Source organism: Paenibacillus sp. S33 (assembly GCF_053615415.1).
Genome location: NZ_JBSIEZ010000001.1, coordinates 3,453,556 through 3,470,989, shown reverse-complemented (window position 1 = coordinate 3,470,989; position 17,434 = coordinate 3,453,556). Strand labels below are relative to the sequence as shown.

The 17,434-nt window shown below is 43.9% G+C and carries 12 protein-coding genes; 7 read left to right on the top strand and 5 right to left on the bottom strand.

The window, feature by feature from the left end:
- Positions 1-3: 3 nt before the first annotated feature.
- The gene (locus ACWGXJ_RS15975; protein WP_172828254.1) at positions 4-156 is read right to left on the bottom strand and encodes a hypothetical protein; all 153 of its coding nucleotides are present in this window, start codon (positions 154-156) and stop codon (positions 4-6) included.
- A 114-nt stretch (positions 157-270) separates the two neighbouring features.
- Between ACWGXJ_RS15975 and ACWGXJ_RS15970 the strand changes: the two genes are divergently transcribed.
- The 7 genes from ACWGXJ_RS15970 to ACWGXJ_RS15940 all read left to right on the top strand — a co-directional run bounded on the left by ACWGXJ_RS15970 (position 271) and on the right by ACWGXJ_RS15940 (position 10,811).
- A complete protein-coding gene (locus tag ACWGXJ_RS15970; protein WP_452567136.1) occupies positions 271-2,091 on the top strand; it encodes a sensor histidine kinase in 1,821 nt (606 codons plus the stop codon).
- Positions 2,066-3,691 carry a response regulator transcription factor gene (locus ACWGXJ_RS15965; RefSeq protein WP_452567135.1) on the top strand — a complete coding sequence of 542 codons (1,626 nt, stop codon included), beginning with the start codon at positions 2,066-2,068 and terminating at the stop codon, positions 3,689-3,691. The genes ACWGXJ_RS15970 and ACWGXJ_RS15965 overlap by 26 nt, the downstream gene beginning before the upstream one ends.
- Before the next feature lie 121 nt (positions 3,692-3,812).
- A complete protein-coding gene (locus tag ACWGXJ_RS15960; RefSeq protein WP_452567134.1) occupies positions 3,813-5,495 on the top strand; it encodes a sugar ABC transporter in 1,683 nt (560 codons plus the stop codon).
- 247 nt (positions 5,496-5,742) lie between these two features.
- Positions 5,743-6,633 (top strand): ABC transporter permease, encoded by an 891-nt coding sequence (locus tag ACWGXJ_RS15955; RefSeq protein WP_029517681.1) that lies wholly within the window; start codon positions 5,743-5,745, stop codon positions 6,631-6,633.
- 27 nt (positions 6,634-6,660) lie between these two features.
- Positions 6,661-7,539, top strand: coding sequence for a carbohydrate ABC transporter permease (locus ACWGXJ_RS15950; protein ID WP_069010559.1), 879 nt, complete (start codon positions 6,661-6,663; stop codon positions 7,537-7,539).
- Between the two features lie 28 nt (positions 7,540-7,567).
- Positions 7,568-9,655, top strand: a complete 2,088-nt coding sequence (locus tag ACWGXJ_RS15945; RefSeq protein ID WP_452567133.1) for a beta-galactosidase — start codon at positions 7,568-7,570, stop codon at positions 9,653-9,655.
- 103 nt (positions 9,656-9,758) lie between these two features.
- The gene (locus ACWGXJ_RS15940) at positions 9,759-10,811 is read left to right on the top strand and encodes a glycoside hydrolase family 53 protein (RefSeq protein ID WP_452567132.1); all 1,053 of its coding nucleotides are present in this window, start codon (positions 9,759-9,761) and stop codon (positions 10,809-10,811) included.
- A gap of 96 nt (positions 10,812-10,907) precedes the next feature.
- On the opposite strand, the gene ACWGXJ_RS15935 is transcribed toward ACWGXJ_RS15940, so the two are convergent.
- From ACWGXJ_RS15935 to ACWGXJ_RS15920, 4 genes are all read right to left on the bottom strand, one after another.
- Positions 10,908-12,671, bottom strand: coding sequence for a methyl-accepting chemotaxis protein (locus ACWGXJ_RS15935; protein WP_061828450.1), 1,764 nt, complete (start codon positions 12,669-12,671; stop codon positions 10,908-10,910).
- Between the two features lie 325 nt (positions 12,672-12,996).
- The gene (locus ACWGXJ_RS15930; protein WP_452567131.1) at positions 12,997-13,956 is read right to left on the bottom strand and encodes an AEC family transporter; all 960 of its coding nucleotides are present in this window, start codon (positions 13,954-13,956) and stop codon (positions 12,997-12,999) included.
- A gap of 99 nt (positions 13,957-14,055) precedes the next feature.
- Positions 14,056-15,774: an NAD-dependent malic enzyme gene (locus tag ACWGXJ_RS15925; protein WP_452567130.1), complete on the bottom strand. Its 1,719-nt coding sequence runs from the start codon at positions 15,772-15,774 to the stop codon at positions 14,056-14,058.
- A gap of 379 nt (positions 15,775-16,153) precedes the next feature.
- On the bottom strand, positions 16,154-17,395 hold the full coding sequence (locus ACWGXJ_RS15920; RefSeq protein WP_452567129.1) for a nitrate/nitrite transporter: 1,242 nt from the start codon (positions 17,393-17,395) through the stop codon (positions 16,154-16,156).
- Positions 17,396-17,434 lie beyond the last annotated feature (39 nt).

Below are 17,434 nucleotides of genomic sequence, written 5' to 3'. Positions count from 1 at the left end.
CTGTTACTTTTTATTACCTTGGGCTGTTTCCTGTCTGGCCTTAATCAACGCCAGAAAATCAAAAAAATCACCTAGTGTATTGAAGCCGGCACCTAAAATGGCCAAGTCTTCAGCGGATAGTTGGTCAAACCATTCCATTTGCTTAGCATCAAACATATTATCACCGCCAACCATTGATAATGTATAGTATGTACTGACGGCAACGAAGGTCAGGGCTCTGGCATACCATTTAAGTATGCCTGTTTTTTGTGCAGAGGATGTGTAGAATTCATGTTTAAATTTAATTTTTATACTAAAATCGTCTCCATCGTTATCGTATTGCTCATACCTGTGCTGATCCTGTATGTCTATTCTAATCAGACAACGACAGGTGTATTACGTGAGGAACTGAATCAATCTAATTATAATCAGCTGACTTTTTTTCAAAACCAGGTGAATACGAATATTGAAATGATTTCCTCCTGGCCGCATCTGCTGATTCATGATCCTGATGTAGCCAGTTTTCAAGCGATTTTTTTGAAGGACAAGGTTCTCAATCTGGATGGAATTAACCTTGTCAAACGGATTCAAACCAAGCTTGGGCTTCAGGAAAGCTCTTCTAATTGGAGAACCGGGCTGAGTATCTATTCTCCTTCGCTTGGACGGGTTGTATCGGAGAATGGAGCAGGTTTATATGACCAGAAAAAACTAAATCAGCTGATAAAAGACGGCTGGCAGGTATCCAAAAAAAGATCATACGGGAAAGACCAATTTATATTTTCATTGTATACATTATCCCCGTTTTCTTCGCTTGGTAATCCCGAAACCGCTAACACGATTATTAAAGTTGAATTTGACAGCAGTAATATTCAGGATATGCTTGACCGCTTCAAAGGTGATGGCCGAAAGGAGCCTTTTTATTATAAAAAAGGCGTAGGAGCGATCTATAATCGTACTGCCAATGAAGAGCTGTCTGGACAGCTGATTTCAAAATTAGAAAAAATGGGGCTCCATGAAGTTGATAATCTGACTGTGAAAATTGGAGAAGAAAGCTACCTGGTTCATGCCGTTCTTTCGCAAACGACGGGGTGGTATTTGATTGATTATATGCCTTTGTCCGATATGATGTCTCCGATTTACTCATCGAATCGACTGTTTTATATAACTGTTGTTGGCTCGCTGCTGGTAGGCTTGATTGGCGCTTACTTGCTTCATTCACAGGTACAAGTGCCGATTCTTCAGCTTGTGCGGGCATTTCGGAGACTAAAGGATGGAGACTATGCTGTTCGATTAAGTCTAAGGGGGAGTCACGAGTTTGCTTTCCTGTCTAGTCAATTTAATCTGATGGTCGAACAGATTCAGGAGCTGTTTGAGAAGGTGTATGTTGAGCAGCTGCATGTCAAGGAAGCGCGACTAAAGCAGCTCCAGTCACAAATCAATCCGCATTTTTTTTATAATTGTTTTTCGTTTATTACAAGTATGGCGAAGTTGCGCAATCATGAGGCGGTCGTGGCCATGGCCCATAATTTATCCAGGTATTATCGATATACAACCAGACAGGAGCGGGATTTGGTTCCATTGTCAGAGGAAGTCGAATTTGTTCAATATTATTTGAACATACAGCAGATGCGTATGCCAAGGCTAACGTTCTTAATTCATGTTTCTTCACAGGCTAGCAGTCTGCTGATTCCGCCGCTTGTAGTGCAGCCACTGGTGGAAAATGCGGTGCTGCATGGGATAGAGCCTCAAGCGGAGGATGGTGTAATCCATATTTTAACCGAGCGTGTTGGCTCGTATATGTACCTGATTGTGGATGATAACGGACTCGGTTTGAGTAGAGAGGCTATAACTGCCCTGACATCAACGCTTGACAAGCCTGTGGGAGAGGATCATGGATACGGTTTGTGGAATGTGCATCAACGTATGCGATTACATTTTGGAGAAGATGCAGGACTGGAATTCTCTTTGTCTCCAATGGGAGGATTGCGTGCAGTTTTAAAATGGTCGCTCTCAACAGAAGGAGAGCATGCGAATGGTTTAATTGAGCCTTCGCCAAATTCGAATATAGTTAAAACGGAGGGAACAGATGGTTCAGATATTACTAGTAGATGATGAGAGTTATGTAACAGAAAGTCTGGCAGCTACCATTCCGTGGGAGACGCTAGGCATCGAGAGGGTTCATCAAGCGGCTTCCGCATTAGCAGCAGTGGATGTGCTGGAAGCGTACGATATTGATATTCTGGTTACGGATATTCGTATGCCTGGTATGACGGGACTGGAGTTGATTGTTGAAGTAAACGAGCGATGGCCGCATATCCGAAGTTTGTTACTGACAGGCTATGCCGATTTTGAATATGCTAAAAAAGCGCTTCAGCTTAAGGCTTTTGATTACATTTTAAAGCCGGTGGATGATGAAGAGTTTATCAAATGTGTGTCAGTCGCCATGGATTCGCTAAAGGAAGAATGGGAAGCATTTGACAAGGTTCATCAATTACAATATAGCCGCAGAAACGATTTTGGTGTACTGCGGACCCATTTGATGCATGATTTGCTACTCGGGCGTGATTTACCAGTACCCAAAATAGAGAGTAAAATGTCCGAGTACGAAATCAAGCTACGCACGGGACATCCTGCCAGTATGCTGCTTATTCAGCTAGGAAAGCATTTTTCTGATATGGACTATCATTCAGTCTCCTTAATTGAGTATGCGATTGGAAATATTGCCGAAGAAGTGTTCGCACCTGATTTTCACGTTTGGCATTGCAAAGCGCCGCATGACTGCTTAATTGTATTAATAGAAGGGGATTGGAATTCATTTCCTGAACGGAGTGTGGATGAGCAGAATCGTTTTTTGAGTGCGGCGATTGAGACCTTTCGAAAAAATGTGAGCAATTACTTGAAAGGGGAAATTTACGTTGCATTAACCGGATGGTTTAAGTTTCCAGAGGAACTGCCTAAGCTATATCAGACAGCGATTAGATCCTTATACTGGAACCATCAGGAGGAGACGGATACACTGCTATTCATAGAAGAACAGATAGAACAGCCACACAGCTCAGTTAAGTCACTGGAGGGGCTATATATGCACCCTACGCTTACTCATCTGCTTGAATCCAGACAATGGGACGAGGCCGAAGCGAAAGTGAGCCGTGTATTTGGAAAAATAGAAGAGGTGGGATATACACGCGAGCATTTATATGAGCTGTTTATTTCGGTGACGAGTGCCTTTATGTATACAGCGCACAAACAAGGACGTTTCATTACGCAGATGGATCAAGTAGGCTTCGATCCGTTACATGCGCAGAAAATGGTTCATTCGTTCTCCCACCTCAAAGAGTGGATATTTTCCATGATGAACAAACTTAAATCTGAATGGTCCGCAAGCGAGCAAAGCGCTAAAAGCTATGTGGTCAAGCAGGTTCAGGAGCTCATCTCCCAGGATAAAGGCCAGGAGCTGTCTGTTAAGACGATTGCTGATCAGGTTTATCTTCATCCAGTCTATCTGTCTAAAATTTATAAAGCTGAAACCGGAGAAGGTCTGGGTGACTATATTATCCGAATGAGAATGGAGCGGGCTCTTTATTTGCTCAAATATTCCAACAAAAAAATATACGAAATTACGACGGAACTAGGCTACCAGAATCCCCAATATTTCAGTAAGATGTTCAAAAAGCATTACGGAATGACTCCGCATGAATTTCGGGACCAGTAAGGACGAAACCAGCAAAGATCAGTTGGGAAAGGTGCAGAAATATTTATTTTGTGACATAGGCTGTGAAGAAAAGCCCTCTTATAATAAAAGAGTAGAAAATGATTTTTAGAGGGGGAACAATATGCGAGTTCATTCGAAGAAAAAGCTGTTGTCGTTGCTCGCCGCAACTATGGTATTAGGAGTGGGCCTTGTGGGCTGCTCAGGTACGGGGAATGATGGAAATGCGGACAGCACAGCTAAAACTGAAAACGTATACAAAGAAAAATACAACCCGGAAGTCACAATTTCCACGGTATGGGGTGTAGATCCCGCCTTAAAATTTAAAAATGGTGAATCTATCGAAAATAACATTGCGACAAAATGGGCTAAAGAGAAATTCGGTATTAATATCAAATCACTCTGGTCCGTCACGGATACGAATGGCGCATTTGCTACGAAACTGCGTTTGGCTATGTCCTCCGGTCAGGAGATGCCGGACGTCGTTGTACTGGGGACGGAGAATGAGCAACTGGCACAAGACATGATCGATTCTGGTATGTTTGCAGAGGTGGGCCCGTTGTTTGATAAGTACGCTTCGGATTCTTGGAAGCAGGCGATGAATCAGGATACAAACGTATGGAATCAGTATAGCCGAGATGGTAAGAAAATGGGTATTCCTGTGCTTGATTTTGCCTACAACCATGATTATGTATTGTGGGTACGACAAGATTGGTTGGATAAGCTGGGTATGAAGGCTCCTGAGACGATGGATGATCTGGAAAAAGTGATGGATGCCTTTAAAAATAAAAATCCGGACGGACTGGCTCCGAACAAAGTGATTCCGCTCAGCATCGGTTTCAAAACATCCATGAACACTTGGATGGGTGACCCATCCTGGATTTTCGGGGCATATGGCACTCTACCTCAGCAGTGGAACAAAGGTACAAATGGCAGTTTGGAATATGGCTCCGTGCAGCCTGGCATGAAGCCGGGTTTGCAAAAGCTGAGCGAGTGGCTCAAAAAGGGATATATTCCTCAGGAAGCAGCATTGTGGGATGAAAATAAAACGGCAGAACCTACAGTCGCAGGAACAGCCGGTATGATTCCTGGACCATATTGGATGAGCGGCTGGCCGCTTCAGGATACAGTCAAAAATGCGCCGGGTGCCGTGTGGAAGCCGATCAAGATTCCAGCGGGTCCTGACAACAAAGCCATGCGTCACGGAACGCAATACACCAATGGTGTTGTATTAATCAACAAACAAATGCAGCATCCTGAAGCCTTTTTCACTTATCAAAATTATTTGTTTGACCATTATGCTAATGCAAAACCGGACGGCGATTTGTCGAATGGGCTGTTTAAAGGCTACGATTATGATTTGGATGCGAGCGGAAAGCTAATGTCTATCGATAAAATACCAGGCGGTTATGTAAACTCTATTCGTTATTTGCTGGTTCGTGATGGTGCGCGTATACCTGATGCCCAAATGAAGGCTTTGCTAAGTTTGGCTAACGGCGCAGAACCGAAGACCCGTCTGGAGAAAGATGTAATGGTGAACTACGGGAAAGATACTCCCGCAGCTGCCAAAGTGCTTATGGAACAGAAAGATATCTCCATGAAAGATCAGTTCACAGGCCCTACTACGCCAACTATGAAGGCTAAAAAGGACTATCTGGATAAGATTGAAAGTCAGACCTTCAATGAAATTATTTATGGCAAGCAGCCGATCTCTGCTTTTGATACCTTTGTGCAGACGTGGAAAACAGCGGGTGGCGAACAAATTACAAATGAAGTAAACGAATGGTATAAAAGCGTCGAAAAGTAAAAACCAATGATGTTGTAACAGAGTAGGAGGGCTGTCCCGAGGTGGGCAGCCTTTTTACTACAGCTTCATCCGTATCGAGTGGAAATGAATGCGCTATCATGGTGTGTTTGAAAAAAAAGTTTTATTCGTTTGGCGAGCTTAAAAAATGATTGCTTTTGTGCCATGTATGTTGGTTTTTTGAACTGTTGGGATAGCGAAAACGATTTTATAATTGAAGTATACCATGAGAGTTACAGGAGGAACTGCAATGAGAAGTCTGCAACGTACGTGGCCATTTCATATCATGCTGCTGCCAGCCATCATTTTCTTAATTGTATTCAGCTACATTCCGATGGGCGGCATCGTGATGGCCTTTCAAAATTACAAACCTTGGCTAGGCATAACGGGTTCCGAGTGGGTTGGACTGGATAACTTCCGCTTTTTGTTTCAACGGGAGGACAGTCTTCAAGTCGTCTGGAATACGCTAATTATTGCTGTGTTAAAGATGTTTTTCAATCTGGTGGTTCCGTTTGTTTTTGCTATACTGCTGAATGAAATTCGCAAGGTTGGACTTCAGCGATCCATTCAAACACTGGTTTATCTGCCACACTTTCTGTCGTGGGTCATCTTGGGCGGAATTCTGATTGACCTGTTGGCTACAGATGGATTTATGAACCGTATTCTCGGTAGTTTCGGGATTCAGCCTATCTTTTTTCTAGGTGATAATAACTGGTTTCGGTTTACTGTCATTGTATCGGATATATGGAAGGAGTTCGGATACAACACCATCGTATTTCTTGCTGCACTGGCGGGTATTAATCCTTCGTTGTATGAGGCTTCTGAAATGGATGGAGCAAGCCGCTGGAGACAGACGCTACACATCACTGTACCTTCGTTAATTCCGATGGTAGTCGTTGTTGGAACGCTTGCACTTGGCAATGTTCTGAACGCCGGTTTTGACCAGATTTTCAACCTTTATAATCCGCTGGTTTACCAAAAAGGCGATATTATTGATACATTCGTCTACCGGACAGCGTTAATCAATGGGGAAATGGGCTTTGCTACTGCTATCGGCTTGTTCAAATCCGTTATTAGTATGATTCTCATTCTGATATCTTATCGACTTGCTTACAAATGGGCAGGTTACCGCATATTTTGATTCCACGAGGCTGAAAGAGGGAGAGTCATGTATCATAAAACAACGCCATACCGCATCTTTAATGTGTTTAATATTTGCTTGCTTGTGATTTTGTCCATCATGTGTATCGTTCCGCTGATTCATGTGTTAGCGGTATCATTTAGTGCTAAATCAGCTGCAGATGCCAATCTGGTTGGACTGTGGCCGGTACAATTTTCATTAGAAGCCTATAAGAAGACGATGAATAACCCGATTTTTCTGCACTCCATCTGGATTTCTGTCTGTCGGACTGTATTGGGAACCGGCTTAACACTGCTTATTACCTTTTTAGCTGCTTATCCACTTTCAAAGGAAACATCTGTGTTCCGTAGCCGAAACGTATATTCATGGTTGTTCGTATTCAGCATGATTTTTAACGGTGGTCTGGTTCCATTCTATATGGTTATTCAAAAGATCCACCTCATGGACAGCTTCTGGGTACTTGTTTTGCCAGGAGCGGTCAACACATTTCTGGTCATCCTAATGTTGAACTTTTTTAGAGGAATTCCCAAAGAGATGGAAGAGGCCGCATTGATCGACGGAGCAGGACATTTTCGGACATTGTTTAGTATCTTTTTACCGATATCCATGCCTTCCATTGCTACGATTGCGCTGTTTAGTATGGTATTTCATTGGAACTCCTGGTTTGACGGTCTGCTCTATTTGAGCAATGCAAAGGATTATCCGCTGGCGACGTTCCTGCAAACTGTAATTATTCAGAAGGACATGAGTTCCATGAGCATGAGTCCCAAAGAGATGGAATTACTTTCTCAAACGACGGTTAATGCAGCGCAGATTTTCATTGGTGCAGCGCCTATTCTAATTGTATATCCATTTTTACAAAAGTATTTTGTTAAAGGTATGACGCTAGGTTCCGTCAAAGAGTAATAGAATTCATAGAAGGAGATGATTTGTAGTGACGAATCAAAACATAATCAAGTACCCTCCCATTAGTGAGCGAGTTCCACGTATGCTGCATGGAGCGGACTATAACCCGGAGCAATGGCAGCATTACCCTGAGGTATTAGCGGAGGATATCCGTCTAATGAAACTAGCCAAATGTAACGTGATGTCTGTCGGTATTTTCTCATGGGTTTCATTGGAGCCTGAGGAAGGTGTATTTACATTTGAGTGGCTGGACCGTATTCTGGATTCGTTTGCTGAGAACGGAATTTATGCGTTTTTGGCCACTCCGAGTGGAGCAAGACCAGCCTGGATGTCACAAAAATATCCTGAGGTGCTGCGTGTGGAGGCTAACCGTGTCCGTAATCTGCATGGGTTTCGCCATAATCACTGTGCTACGTCGCCTGTTTATCGGGAAAAAGTACGTATCATGAATACGAAGCTAGCCGAGCGTTATGCTAACCATCCTGCTGTTATTGGCTGGCATATTTCAAATGAATTTGGTGGAGATTGTCACTGTGATTATTGTCAAGAGGCATTTCGCGCTTGGGTCCAGGATAAATACGGTACGCTGGACAAGCTTAATCACGCATGGTGGACGACCTTTTGGAGTCATACGATTACGGATTGGAGCCAAGTTGAGTCCCCCGCACCTCACGGTGAAACACAGGTCCATGCCATGAATTTGGACTGGAGACGGTTTGTGACCGATCAGACCGCAGATTTTATCAAGCATGAGATTGTGCCGCTCAAGGCTGCCAATCCAGCCATTCCGGTCACAACCAATTTGATGGAGTTTTTTGAAGGATTGAACTACTGGAAGTTTGCTGATCTGCTCGATGTTATATCCTGGGATAGTTACCCGACGTGGCATGACCGTGAGGGAGATGATAGCCGTCAAGCTGCGAAAGTGGCTATGATGCACGATATTATTCGTTCAATCAAGGGAGGCAAGCCTTGGATGCTCATGGAGAGTACGCCGAGTTTGACAAACTGGCAAGACGTCAGCAAGCTGAAGCGGCCGGGAATGCATCTGCTATCGTCTTTACAGGCTGTAGCACACGGGTCAGACACCGTTCAATATTTTCAGTGGCGGAAAAGTCGGGGTTCGAGTGAAAAGCTGCACGGTGCGGTCGTCGATCATGTCGGACATGAGCACACTCGGGTATTCGGGGATGTGACCCATGTCGGTAATGCGCTGGAAAAACTGGAGGAGGTTATCGGTACAACTGTACCGGCGGAGGCCGCAGTCATTTTTGACTGGGAGAACCGTTGGGGAATCAACGATTCACAGGGACCGCGGAACAAAGGTGTGAAATATGAGGAGACAGCTGAAGCGCATTATTTGGCACTTTGGGAGCAGGGTGTGCCTGTAGATGTCATTCATATGGATGCAGATTTCTCCAAATACAAACTTTTGGTAGCTCCGATGTTGTATATGGTCCGCAGTGGTGTGGGGGAGCGTATACAGAAATTTGTTGAAAATGGCGGCGTTTTCGTAGCAACCTATTGGTCTGGTATCGTAGATGAACATGATTTGTGCTTCCTTGGAGGCTTTCCGGGCCCGCTTCGTAAGACGCTGGGGATCTGGTCGGAAGAGATTGACGGATTGCATGATCATGACCGTAATCACATTAAGCCGGTTGAAGGCAATGAGCTGGATCTGCAAGGGGAGTATGAAGCTGTAGAATTGTGTGATCTCATTCATACGGAGGGTGCAGAGGTACTGGCTGTGTACGGGTCAGACTTTTATGCAGGCCGCCCGGCTTTGACAGTGAACCGTTTGGGACAGGGAAAGGCTTATTACATCGCATCACGTAACATCGGACTGTTCCACAGTCATTTTTACAGAAGTTTAATTGAAGATGCAGGAATCAGTAAAGCGCTCAATGTGAAGTTGCCTCATGGAGTGAATACGGCGATTCGTACCGATGGGGTTCATGATTATATTTTTATACTGAATTTCACGCATGAGTCGCAAAAGATTACGTTGGATGGACGAACTTATACGGATATGCTTGAAAATCATGCGATAGAAGACGGTAGCGTTCAATTGGATGCCTACGCTGTTAAGGTTTTAAAGACAGAGCGCAATAAATAGAACATGATATTAAAGTGTGATCTCTATCGTTTTCCCGAGTGAGGGAGCTGGTAGATTGGTCAGAGGCAATGAGGAGTATACAATTTGAATGGAGGATGTACTTATGAAAACAGGTAACCGCATTATGGTATTTGCGATGTTGATCTTGTTATCCAGCTTATTGTATCCGTTGGGCTCTGTGGGGTTAGGTGCGGCTTCGGCCGCCCCTGCTTTCGCCAAAGGAGCAGATATAAGCTGGGTAGCAGGAATGGAAGCGCAAGGTATGACTTGGAAGGATAAAAAGGGTGTTCGTCGGGATATACTGCAAATTTTGCGGGATGACTATCAGATCAACTCGGTACGTATCCGTGTGTGGGTAAACCCTGACATGAAAGATTATGCAAGCGGATACATGAATGCCGAAAAGGCAGCAGAACTGGCACAGCGAGCTAAAAAATTGGGCATGAGTGTTATGCTGACTCTACATTACAGTGATTCCTGGGCAGATCCAGGGCAACAGAACAAACCTTATGCGTGGCGCAATTTCACATTTACACAACTTATGGATGCAATCTGGTCTCATACGGTCTATGTTATGAACACGATGAAAAGCAAGGGGGTAACACCGGACTGGGTGCAGATCGGTAATGAGACGAACAATGGAATGCTCTGGGAAGACGGCAAAGCTTCGGTGAACATGAAAAACTATTCCTGGCTCGTCAATACAGGTAATAATGCTGTAAAATCGGTTAGCAGCAGTACTAAAACGATCGTACATTTAGCCAACGGGGATAACGGTTCCGTGTTGAACTGGAATATCGGTGGGCTGATTGATAATGGAGCTCAGTTTGATCTCATCGGGCTGTCTCTGTATCCGTCTCCTTCTGACTGGCAGGGTAAGGTGGACCAGACGATTACCAATGCCAATAACCTCATTGCCAAATACGGCAAAGGCATTGTCATCAGTGAAATCGGAATGGAATATAACGAACCTGCTGCTTCCAAGGCATTTATTTCTGCAATCAAAACAAAGGTTCGTAACATTGGAGGCGGCAAGGGTACAGGGGTATTTTATTGGGAGCCGGCTGCAACTCCAGGTTACAATCAAGGTTATAACAAAGGTGCTTGGCAGGCTGACGGTAAACCAACCTCAGCTTTGGAAGGATTTATAAATTAAGAAGTATGTAAGAGTAGATCAAAGAACCTCTAGTTCGCATTCTATGCAGACTAGAGGTTCTTTATTGTTATCTTGAGTTACTTGGAAGTTATAAAATTAGGCTTCCCGGTTCACCTTGAAGAACGAAATGAGCTCTTCCAGCTCCCCGGACATCAATGTAAGCTTGTCAGAAGCTTGGACAATAGAAGCCATAGACTCAGCCTGTTCTCCAATGGTATGCTCGATTTGTTTGCTGCTGTCGACTGTTTTGCTAACTGTCGAAGACAGCTCGTCAGAGGTAGCTGACATTTCCTGCGTGCTGGCCGAGATCTGCTCCGTTGCGCTGGATACCTCTTGAATTTGTGACGACACTTTATTAGACGCATCTAAAATTTCAGAGAACATTTCGCCTGTTTGCTTCGTAACTTCTAGCCCAATGTGAACTTCTTTTGTACCAAGGCTGATGCCTTTTACAGTCTGCTCAATTTCTTTTTGGATTTCTTCAATAAGCTCTGCAATTTGTTTGGCAGACTCTTGAGACTGTTCAGCCAAATTACGCACCTCTCCCGCTACTACTGCAAAACCTTTGCCCTCTTCACCGACTCTGGCAGCTTCAATAGAAGCGTTCAGTGCCAGCAGATTCGTTTGACTGGCAATGCCTGTAATGATGCTGACGATATTGCTGATTTCGTTAGAACGGTTCTGCAGCGCATTAACGGAATCAGCTGTACTTTCCATTGTAGTGGAGATGGAGTCCATTTGAGCGGAAAGCTTTTGGGCTACCTGATTGCCTTCAACGGAGCGTTTTTCCATAGAATAAGCTTGATCGGCTACGGAAGAGGAGCTTTCGGCAATCGTTTGGATAACTGTCGACATTTCATTCATAGCTCTGGAGCTTTCAAGTGCTGCGTGATCCTGAGCTTCAAGCCCCTGGGTTATTTCCTGAATATTGCTGTTAATGACGTTCGTATTCGTACTGTTTTTCTCGCTAATGCTTAACAATTCCTGGGCAGATCCCGTAACTTCTTGCGTCGTATCCTGTACTTTCACCATGGTATCGTTAAGGCGTTTGATCATAGAATTAAATTTTTGATTGATAATGCCAAGGTCGTCCTCGCCTGTCTTGATTTTTACATTCAGATTCCCCTCGCTGACTTCCTCAATGCCCTTCATCAAGCTACGAATCGGGGAGAGGGTCCGTTTTACCAGTAAATATTGGACCGTTAAGAAGATCGCAAGGAACAGAATGAGCAATGAAACACCATATACAAGCAATTTATGAAGTCCGTTAGGTACAGAGCTCGCGTCTACGTCAAAGTATATCGCACTTGTGATTTTACCGCTTTCATCTGTAATTGGGTAAACAATGGTCGTCCATGTGCCAAAATCGTCAGTATAAAAGCTGCTAAACGCTGAGTCTTTAGATTGAAGCATTTTATTTACACCTTGTACATTTTCGTCTGGAAGAGTGTACATATCCCCAATATTCATCTTCGAGTCTTGGAAAGCTTGGACTAAATTTGTGGGAACGCCAATAATGGAGGTTTGATTTCCTTCTGTTAGTTCTGTGCCAAATATGTAAGCTTGGGCAACATTAGGATAAAATGTGTGGATAGAATCTAGGAATTTGCGTAAATCCTGTTGAGCAGAACCGTTATAATCTTTTTCGCTTAATGCTTGTTGTACTTTTGTTTTGTCAACATCTTCTGCCCATTTTTTAGTCAATACTTTAACTTGGTCTTGCAGCTGCGTGGTGAGAATGTTCTTTTGAAGTATATAGCTGGATGTGATGAGAATAGCACCTATTAATACGATGTTAAGAAAAGAGATTAATAGATTTTTACCAAAAAAGGACATAGTTCTCCACTTCAAGTTTTTCACGTTTTCTTCTCCTTTGAATTAGCAATTTAGTTTCATATACAACCTACCCCATATATATTTCGACAATTTGCTTTCTAAATGTTAGGTATTTATTAAAAGGGAGAGTAGAAGGTTATTCAAAAAGAACGGCGGCCCCTAGTGAATGAAACGATGGGACCGCCGCTTGTCGGCAAAACTGGATTTTATGTTGTTTTTCCAACTCAATTCTTACTAAATCACTTTATTGTTCAAACAATATTTAAAAAATAAGATAAATGAGAGCAAACGGGTATGCTTTATACCTATAAATACCTGGATTGCATTGAGGGTTCTTAAGTTTCTGTTCCTATAAAAGAAGTGAAATGAGTAAGGGTAGTGAAATGAGCGATAAGACTGAGCTAATAACAAATGCAGATGCAGCTTCCGTTTCCAGTGTTTCATAACGGGTAGCAATCATAGCGGCCACAGCCGAGCCGGGAAAAGCGACAAGCAGTACGGCTTTGGTTACATCTTCATGGGATAGTCCTATTAGAACAGCAATACCGAGCATAACAATAGGCATCACGATGGCTTTCAGCACAGCGATGCTAAGTGCTTTTGGACTGAACGTAATCTTTTTGATACCAATGGTTACCCCGATGGCAAATAGGGCTGTACCAGCAGTAATATTGCCGATTTGATCAAACATGGATTGCAAAAGTTTCGGAGCGTGGAATCCACATAGAGTCAATACGACACCAAACAAGGGTACGCAGGCAAGCGGCTCGCTGAGTCCATGAAGGACTGATTTCATAGTGACTTTAAATAAGTTGCCTTTAGTGCCGTCGGATTCTGTTGTTTTGCGCTGACCGACCGTTCCCAAAATACTTGCAAGCGGATCAAGAATGGCATTAACGACGATCCCAGTAATCGCAATCGGGATGGCGACTGCCGCACTTCCGAACAAGCTGCCCAGAACCGGAATTCCCATGAATGCAAAAGAAGGCTGTGTTGAATTCAATGCGAACATGGAGGATTCAGTCAGGCCTTTTTTGGCAATTAAGCGATAAACAATGAGCAATACAATATAAAAGCCGATTACACCAAGTAGCAAAGCCACAAGAAAGGGCCACTTTTGAATCAACGTCTCTCTGGGTGTCGTCGTAATACCAATAAACAAGTGTGCAGGTAGAGCAAACTTCGTCACAAGTGTATTTAATCCCTTAGAAGAAGCAGGGTTAAAGGCCTTGAACAATCCTGCGAAATAACCAACTAAAATGACAAAGAAAATAGGAATTAAGATAATAAAAATATGACCTGTAGCCATGATGTCGCCTCCAATGAAGATGTCCGCCAAAAATGGCGGACATCAATTAAATAATCACTTTGCGTATGCAAGTACAAATTTGATGTTGTTCGCTATTTTTTAAACCAGGACGGCTTCCTGACCATATTGTTTGATGGGTTTATATTTGCAGTCCCACATCGCATCTCGAACCGCTTGTGCGATATCGTCCGGTTGATGACGCGCTACTCCATCCTGAACTGCTGCCTTAGCTACAGCCACGGCTACCGCTTCAGATACTTCTCGTAGCTCATTGATTTTTGGCAGCAGGGAAGCACCAGGCTGCGACAAATCAACCATTTGAGCTACTGCATGGGCAGCTGCTGCAAACATGCTATCTGTTATAATTTTGGATTTTACCACGATTGCGCCGAGACCCAGACCCGGGAATACGAAAGCATTGTTGGATTGCCCAATTTCAAACTTAATATTGTTATAGATCACCGGCTCGAAAGGACTTCCTGTTGCAATGAGGGCTTTTCCTTCGGTCCAGTGGATCAAATCTTGCGGAGTTGCTTCTGCCAGTGGAGTCGGGTTGGACATAGGCATAATAATAGGACGTTCTGTATGCTTGGCCATTTCTTTAACGATTTCCTCACTAAATGCCCCAGTAACACCGGAAGTACCGATCATAATCGTCGGTTTCACGCGGCGAATGACTTCAAGCAAAGGGATTTTGCCATCCTCAGCATGTTCCCAGTCACGGCATTCTGCAACATCACGCACATAAGGGACCTGGAATGGAAAAAGTCCTTCTGTTTCGTTGGTAAGCAGTCCACGGTAATCATAAGCCCAGAAGTTACGTCTTGCTTCTGCTTCTGACAGTCCTTCCAGCATCATGGCGGCGCTAATTTGGTCTGCATTGCCGATTCCAGCAGCTCCTGGACCAAAGACTAGAACCCGATGCTTGCTCAGTGGGATTCCGGACAATTGAACACCAGACATCACACCTGCGAGCGTAACCGCTCCAGTACCTTGAATATCGTCATTAAAAGTCAAAATACTATCTCCATATTTATTGATAATGTTCCGTGCGTTGACATTGCCGAGATCTTCCCAGTGCAGCAGGGCATTCGGGAAAAAGGAAAGTGCAGCTTGAACATAAGTGTCAATAAATTGGTCATATTGTTCTCCACGTACACGTTTATGACGATTCCCCATATATAAAGGGTCTTCCAATAGCTTCTCGTTGTTTGTACCTGCATCAAGAACAACTGCCAGCACCCGGCTAGGATCTATACCAGCAGCAGCTGTATACACAGCAAGCTTACCAATAGAGATATTAATACCTCCGACTCCCCAGTCCCCGATTCCCAAAATACTCTCGGAATCTGTGGCTACGATCAGGTCGATATCATCAGGGTCTAGGTTCAAATTCTTAAAAGCCTCTCCAATACCCGCAAGATTATCGATAGATAAATACATACCACCAGGCTTGTGATATTCATGACTGTATTCCTGTATAGCCTGGCCTACTGTTGGTGTATAAACAATCGGGAGCATTTCGCTTAGGTGCTCAGAGAGCAAACGATAATAAAGAACGGTATTCCGATTAAAAAGATCATTTAACGCAACATTTTTACGCAAATTATCCGGTTGGCTCTGAAATTGCTCGTAAACCCGCTGAACCTGCTCCTCAATAGTTAATATCGTAGGAGGAAGGAGACCAACAAGTCCAAGCTGTTTCCGTTCTTCCAGGGTAAAAGCCACTCCTTTATTCAGCAGGGGGTTGGCAAGTAGATCTTTTCCGGTTAATTTAGTTTCGATAGATCCGTCTTCCGTAAAATGAAAAGCACGCATTTCCAATTCCTTCTTTCTAAAAAATTACATTTTGTTAATCCTTGAACAATTCGTGAACAAGTATACGCCTTATTTTAAACCAAGTGAACAAGTATGTTGTGTGAAAAATGGTTATATAAGTGTTTACATAAGAAAAATTATGAAAATGAAAGCGATTTTCAATGTTTTTCGAATGAAAATTTCATTTAATTTTCATAATATTTTCGGAAAATATTGATTCAATGTGATAATTATCATAGTTTTTATAGGTGTGATTCGACTGAGTGTGCATGAAAAATAGCTTAACTTCATTTTATATAAACGAAGTTAAGCTATTTTTTTGGCTATAGGGATGGTTGAGGGACAATTCAATGCTTCGCAACTCTATGTTTAATGAACATCAGGCATTTAATTCTCCGATGCGCTTGACGGCTTCATCAGTAACTGTAGCAGAGCGTCGCATCCAGCTGTTACGCCATTTCAATTGCATGATGATGACGAGGGTAAAGGCACAGAACGTGATCAGGCTCAGAGAGATGAAGCCTGGCATATAGGAACCCGTTAATTTGTACAGATGACCCAGTATAAGGGGAAGAAAGTACCCGCCTATGCCACCAGCAGCGCCGACGATACCGGTCATGAGCCCGATTTCGTTGCCGAACCGCTGCGGAACGAGCTGGAATACGGAGCCGTTGCCAGCGCCAAGGCACATCATGCCTACGAACAGCAGCACAACTACCACGGTAAGTGGCGGTAAAAACGCAATGCCGGCGAGCATAATCCCGGCTCCCGCATACAAGTACATTAACATGCGTGAACCACCAATCCGATCAGACAAAAAGCCACCTACAGGACGAAAGAAGCTTCCGGCAATCACACAAATGGTCGCAAAATCGGCGGCATGTACCGCGGAGAGGCCATATTGGGTATTAAAGAAAATAGTCAAATAATTAGAAAGGCCAACGAATCCGCCAAACGTCACGCAGTAAAAGGCACAGAATACCCAGGCATCCCTCTGTTTGAGCACCGAAGCATATTGCGACAGACTTTTTGGTGCTGGGCGGTGAGGGCTGTTGCGGGCAAAAATACTGAACAGAACGAAGACGGTTAAGATGGGGAGGATAGCCAATCCGAAAACGGCTTCCCAACTGCCAAAATGTTGAGCAATGCGGTTGGCGAACAATGTCGCAAGGACGGTACCGCTATTCCCGGCACCGGCAATTCCCATAGCCAAGCCTTGATGCTCTTTGGGGTACCATTGACTGGCCAACGGCAGCGCAGCTGAAAATGATGCTCCGGCTACGCCCAGGAGCAGGGCAACAACGTACATGTGCTCTAGCGAATCAACCCACAGCCAGCCGAGCAAGAGAGGGATTATCGTGACAAGCATACCAATCTGTCCCGTGAGCTTCGGACCGATATAATCCGACATGAATCCGAGCACGAGCCGCAGCAGGGAACCACCAAGTATAGGTAGGGCGACAAGATTGGCTTTTTGTACAGGGTCCATTGGATAATCATTAGCAATTACAACGGCCAATGGTCCGATCATTCCCCAGATCATAAAACTGATATCAAAATACAGAAAGGAGCCAAATAGGGTGGGCTTGTGTCCGCTTTTCCAGAAACTTTTTTTGTTCATTCTCCATCTCTCCTGTTCTAATTGTTGTTCTTTGTCTGC

Bases quoted from the DNA above. Each gene is read 5' to 3' on its own strand.
- ACWGXJ_RS15975 (WP_172828254.1), bottom strand. From the start codon at position 156: ATGTTTGATGCTAAGCAAATGGAATGGTTTGACCAACTATCCGCTGAA.
- ACWGXJ_RS15970 (WP_452567136.1), top strand. From the start codon at position 271: ATGTTTAAATTTAATTTTTATACTAAAATCGTCTCCATCGTTATCGTA.
- ACWGXJ_RS15965 (WP_452567135.1), top strand. From the start codon at position 2,066: ATGGTTCAGATATTACTAGTAGATGATGAGAGTTATGTAACAGAAAGT.
- ACWGXJ_RS15960 (WP_452567134.1), top strand. From the start codon at position 3,813: ATGCGAGTTCATTCGAAGAAAAAGCTGTTGTCGTTGCTCGCCGCAACT.
- ACWGXJ_RS15955 (WP_029517681.1), top strand. From the start codon at position 5,743: ATGAGAAGTCTGCAACGTACGTGGCCATTTCATATCATGCTGCTGCCA.
- ACWGXJ_RS15950 (WP_069010559.1), top strand. From the start codon at position 6,661: ATGTATCATAAAACAACGCCATACCGCATCTTTAATGTGTTTAATATT.
- ACWGXJ_RS15940 (WP_452567132.1), top strand. From the start codon at position 9,759: ATGAAAACAGGTAACCGCATTATGGTATTTGCGATGTTGATCTTGTTA.
- ACWGXJ_RS15930 (WP_452567131.1), bottom strand. From the start codon at position 13,956: ATGGCTACAGGTCATATTTTTATTATCTTAATTCCTATTTTCTTTGTC.
- ACWGXJ_RS15925 (WP_452567130.1), bottom strand. From the start codon at position 15,774: ATGCGTGCTTTTCATTTTACGGAAGACGGATCTATCGAAACTAAATTA.
- ACWGXJ_RS15920 (WP_452567129.1), bottom strand. From the start codon at position 17,395: ATGAACAAAAAAAGTTTCTGGAAAAGCGGACACAAGCCCACCCTATTT.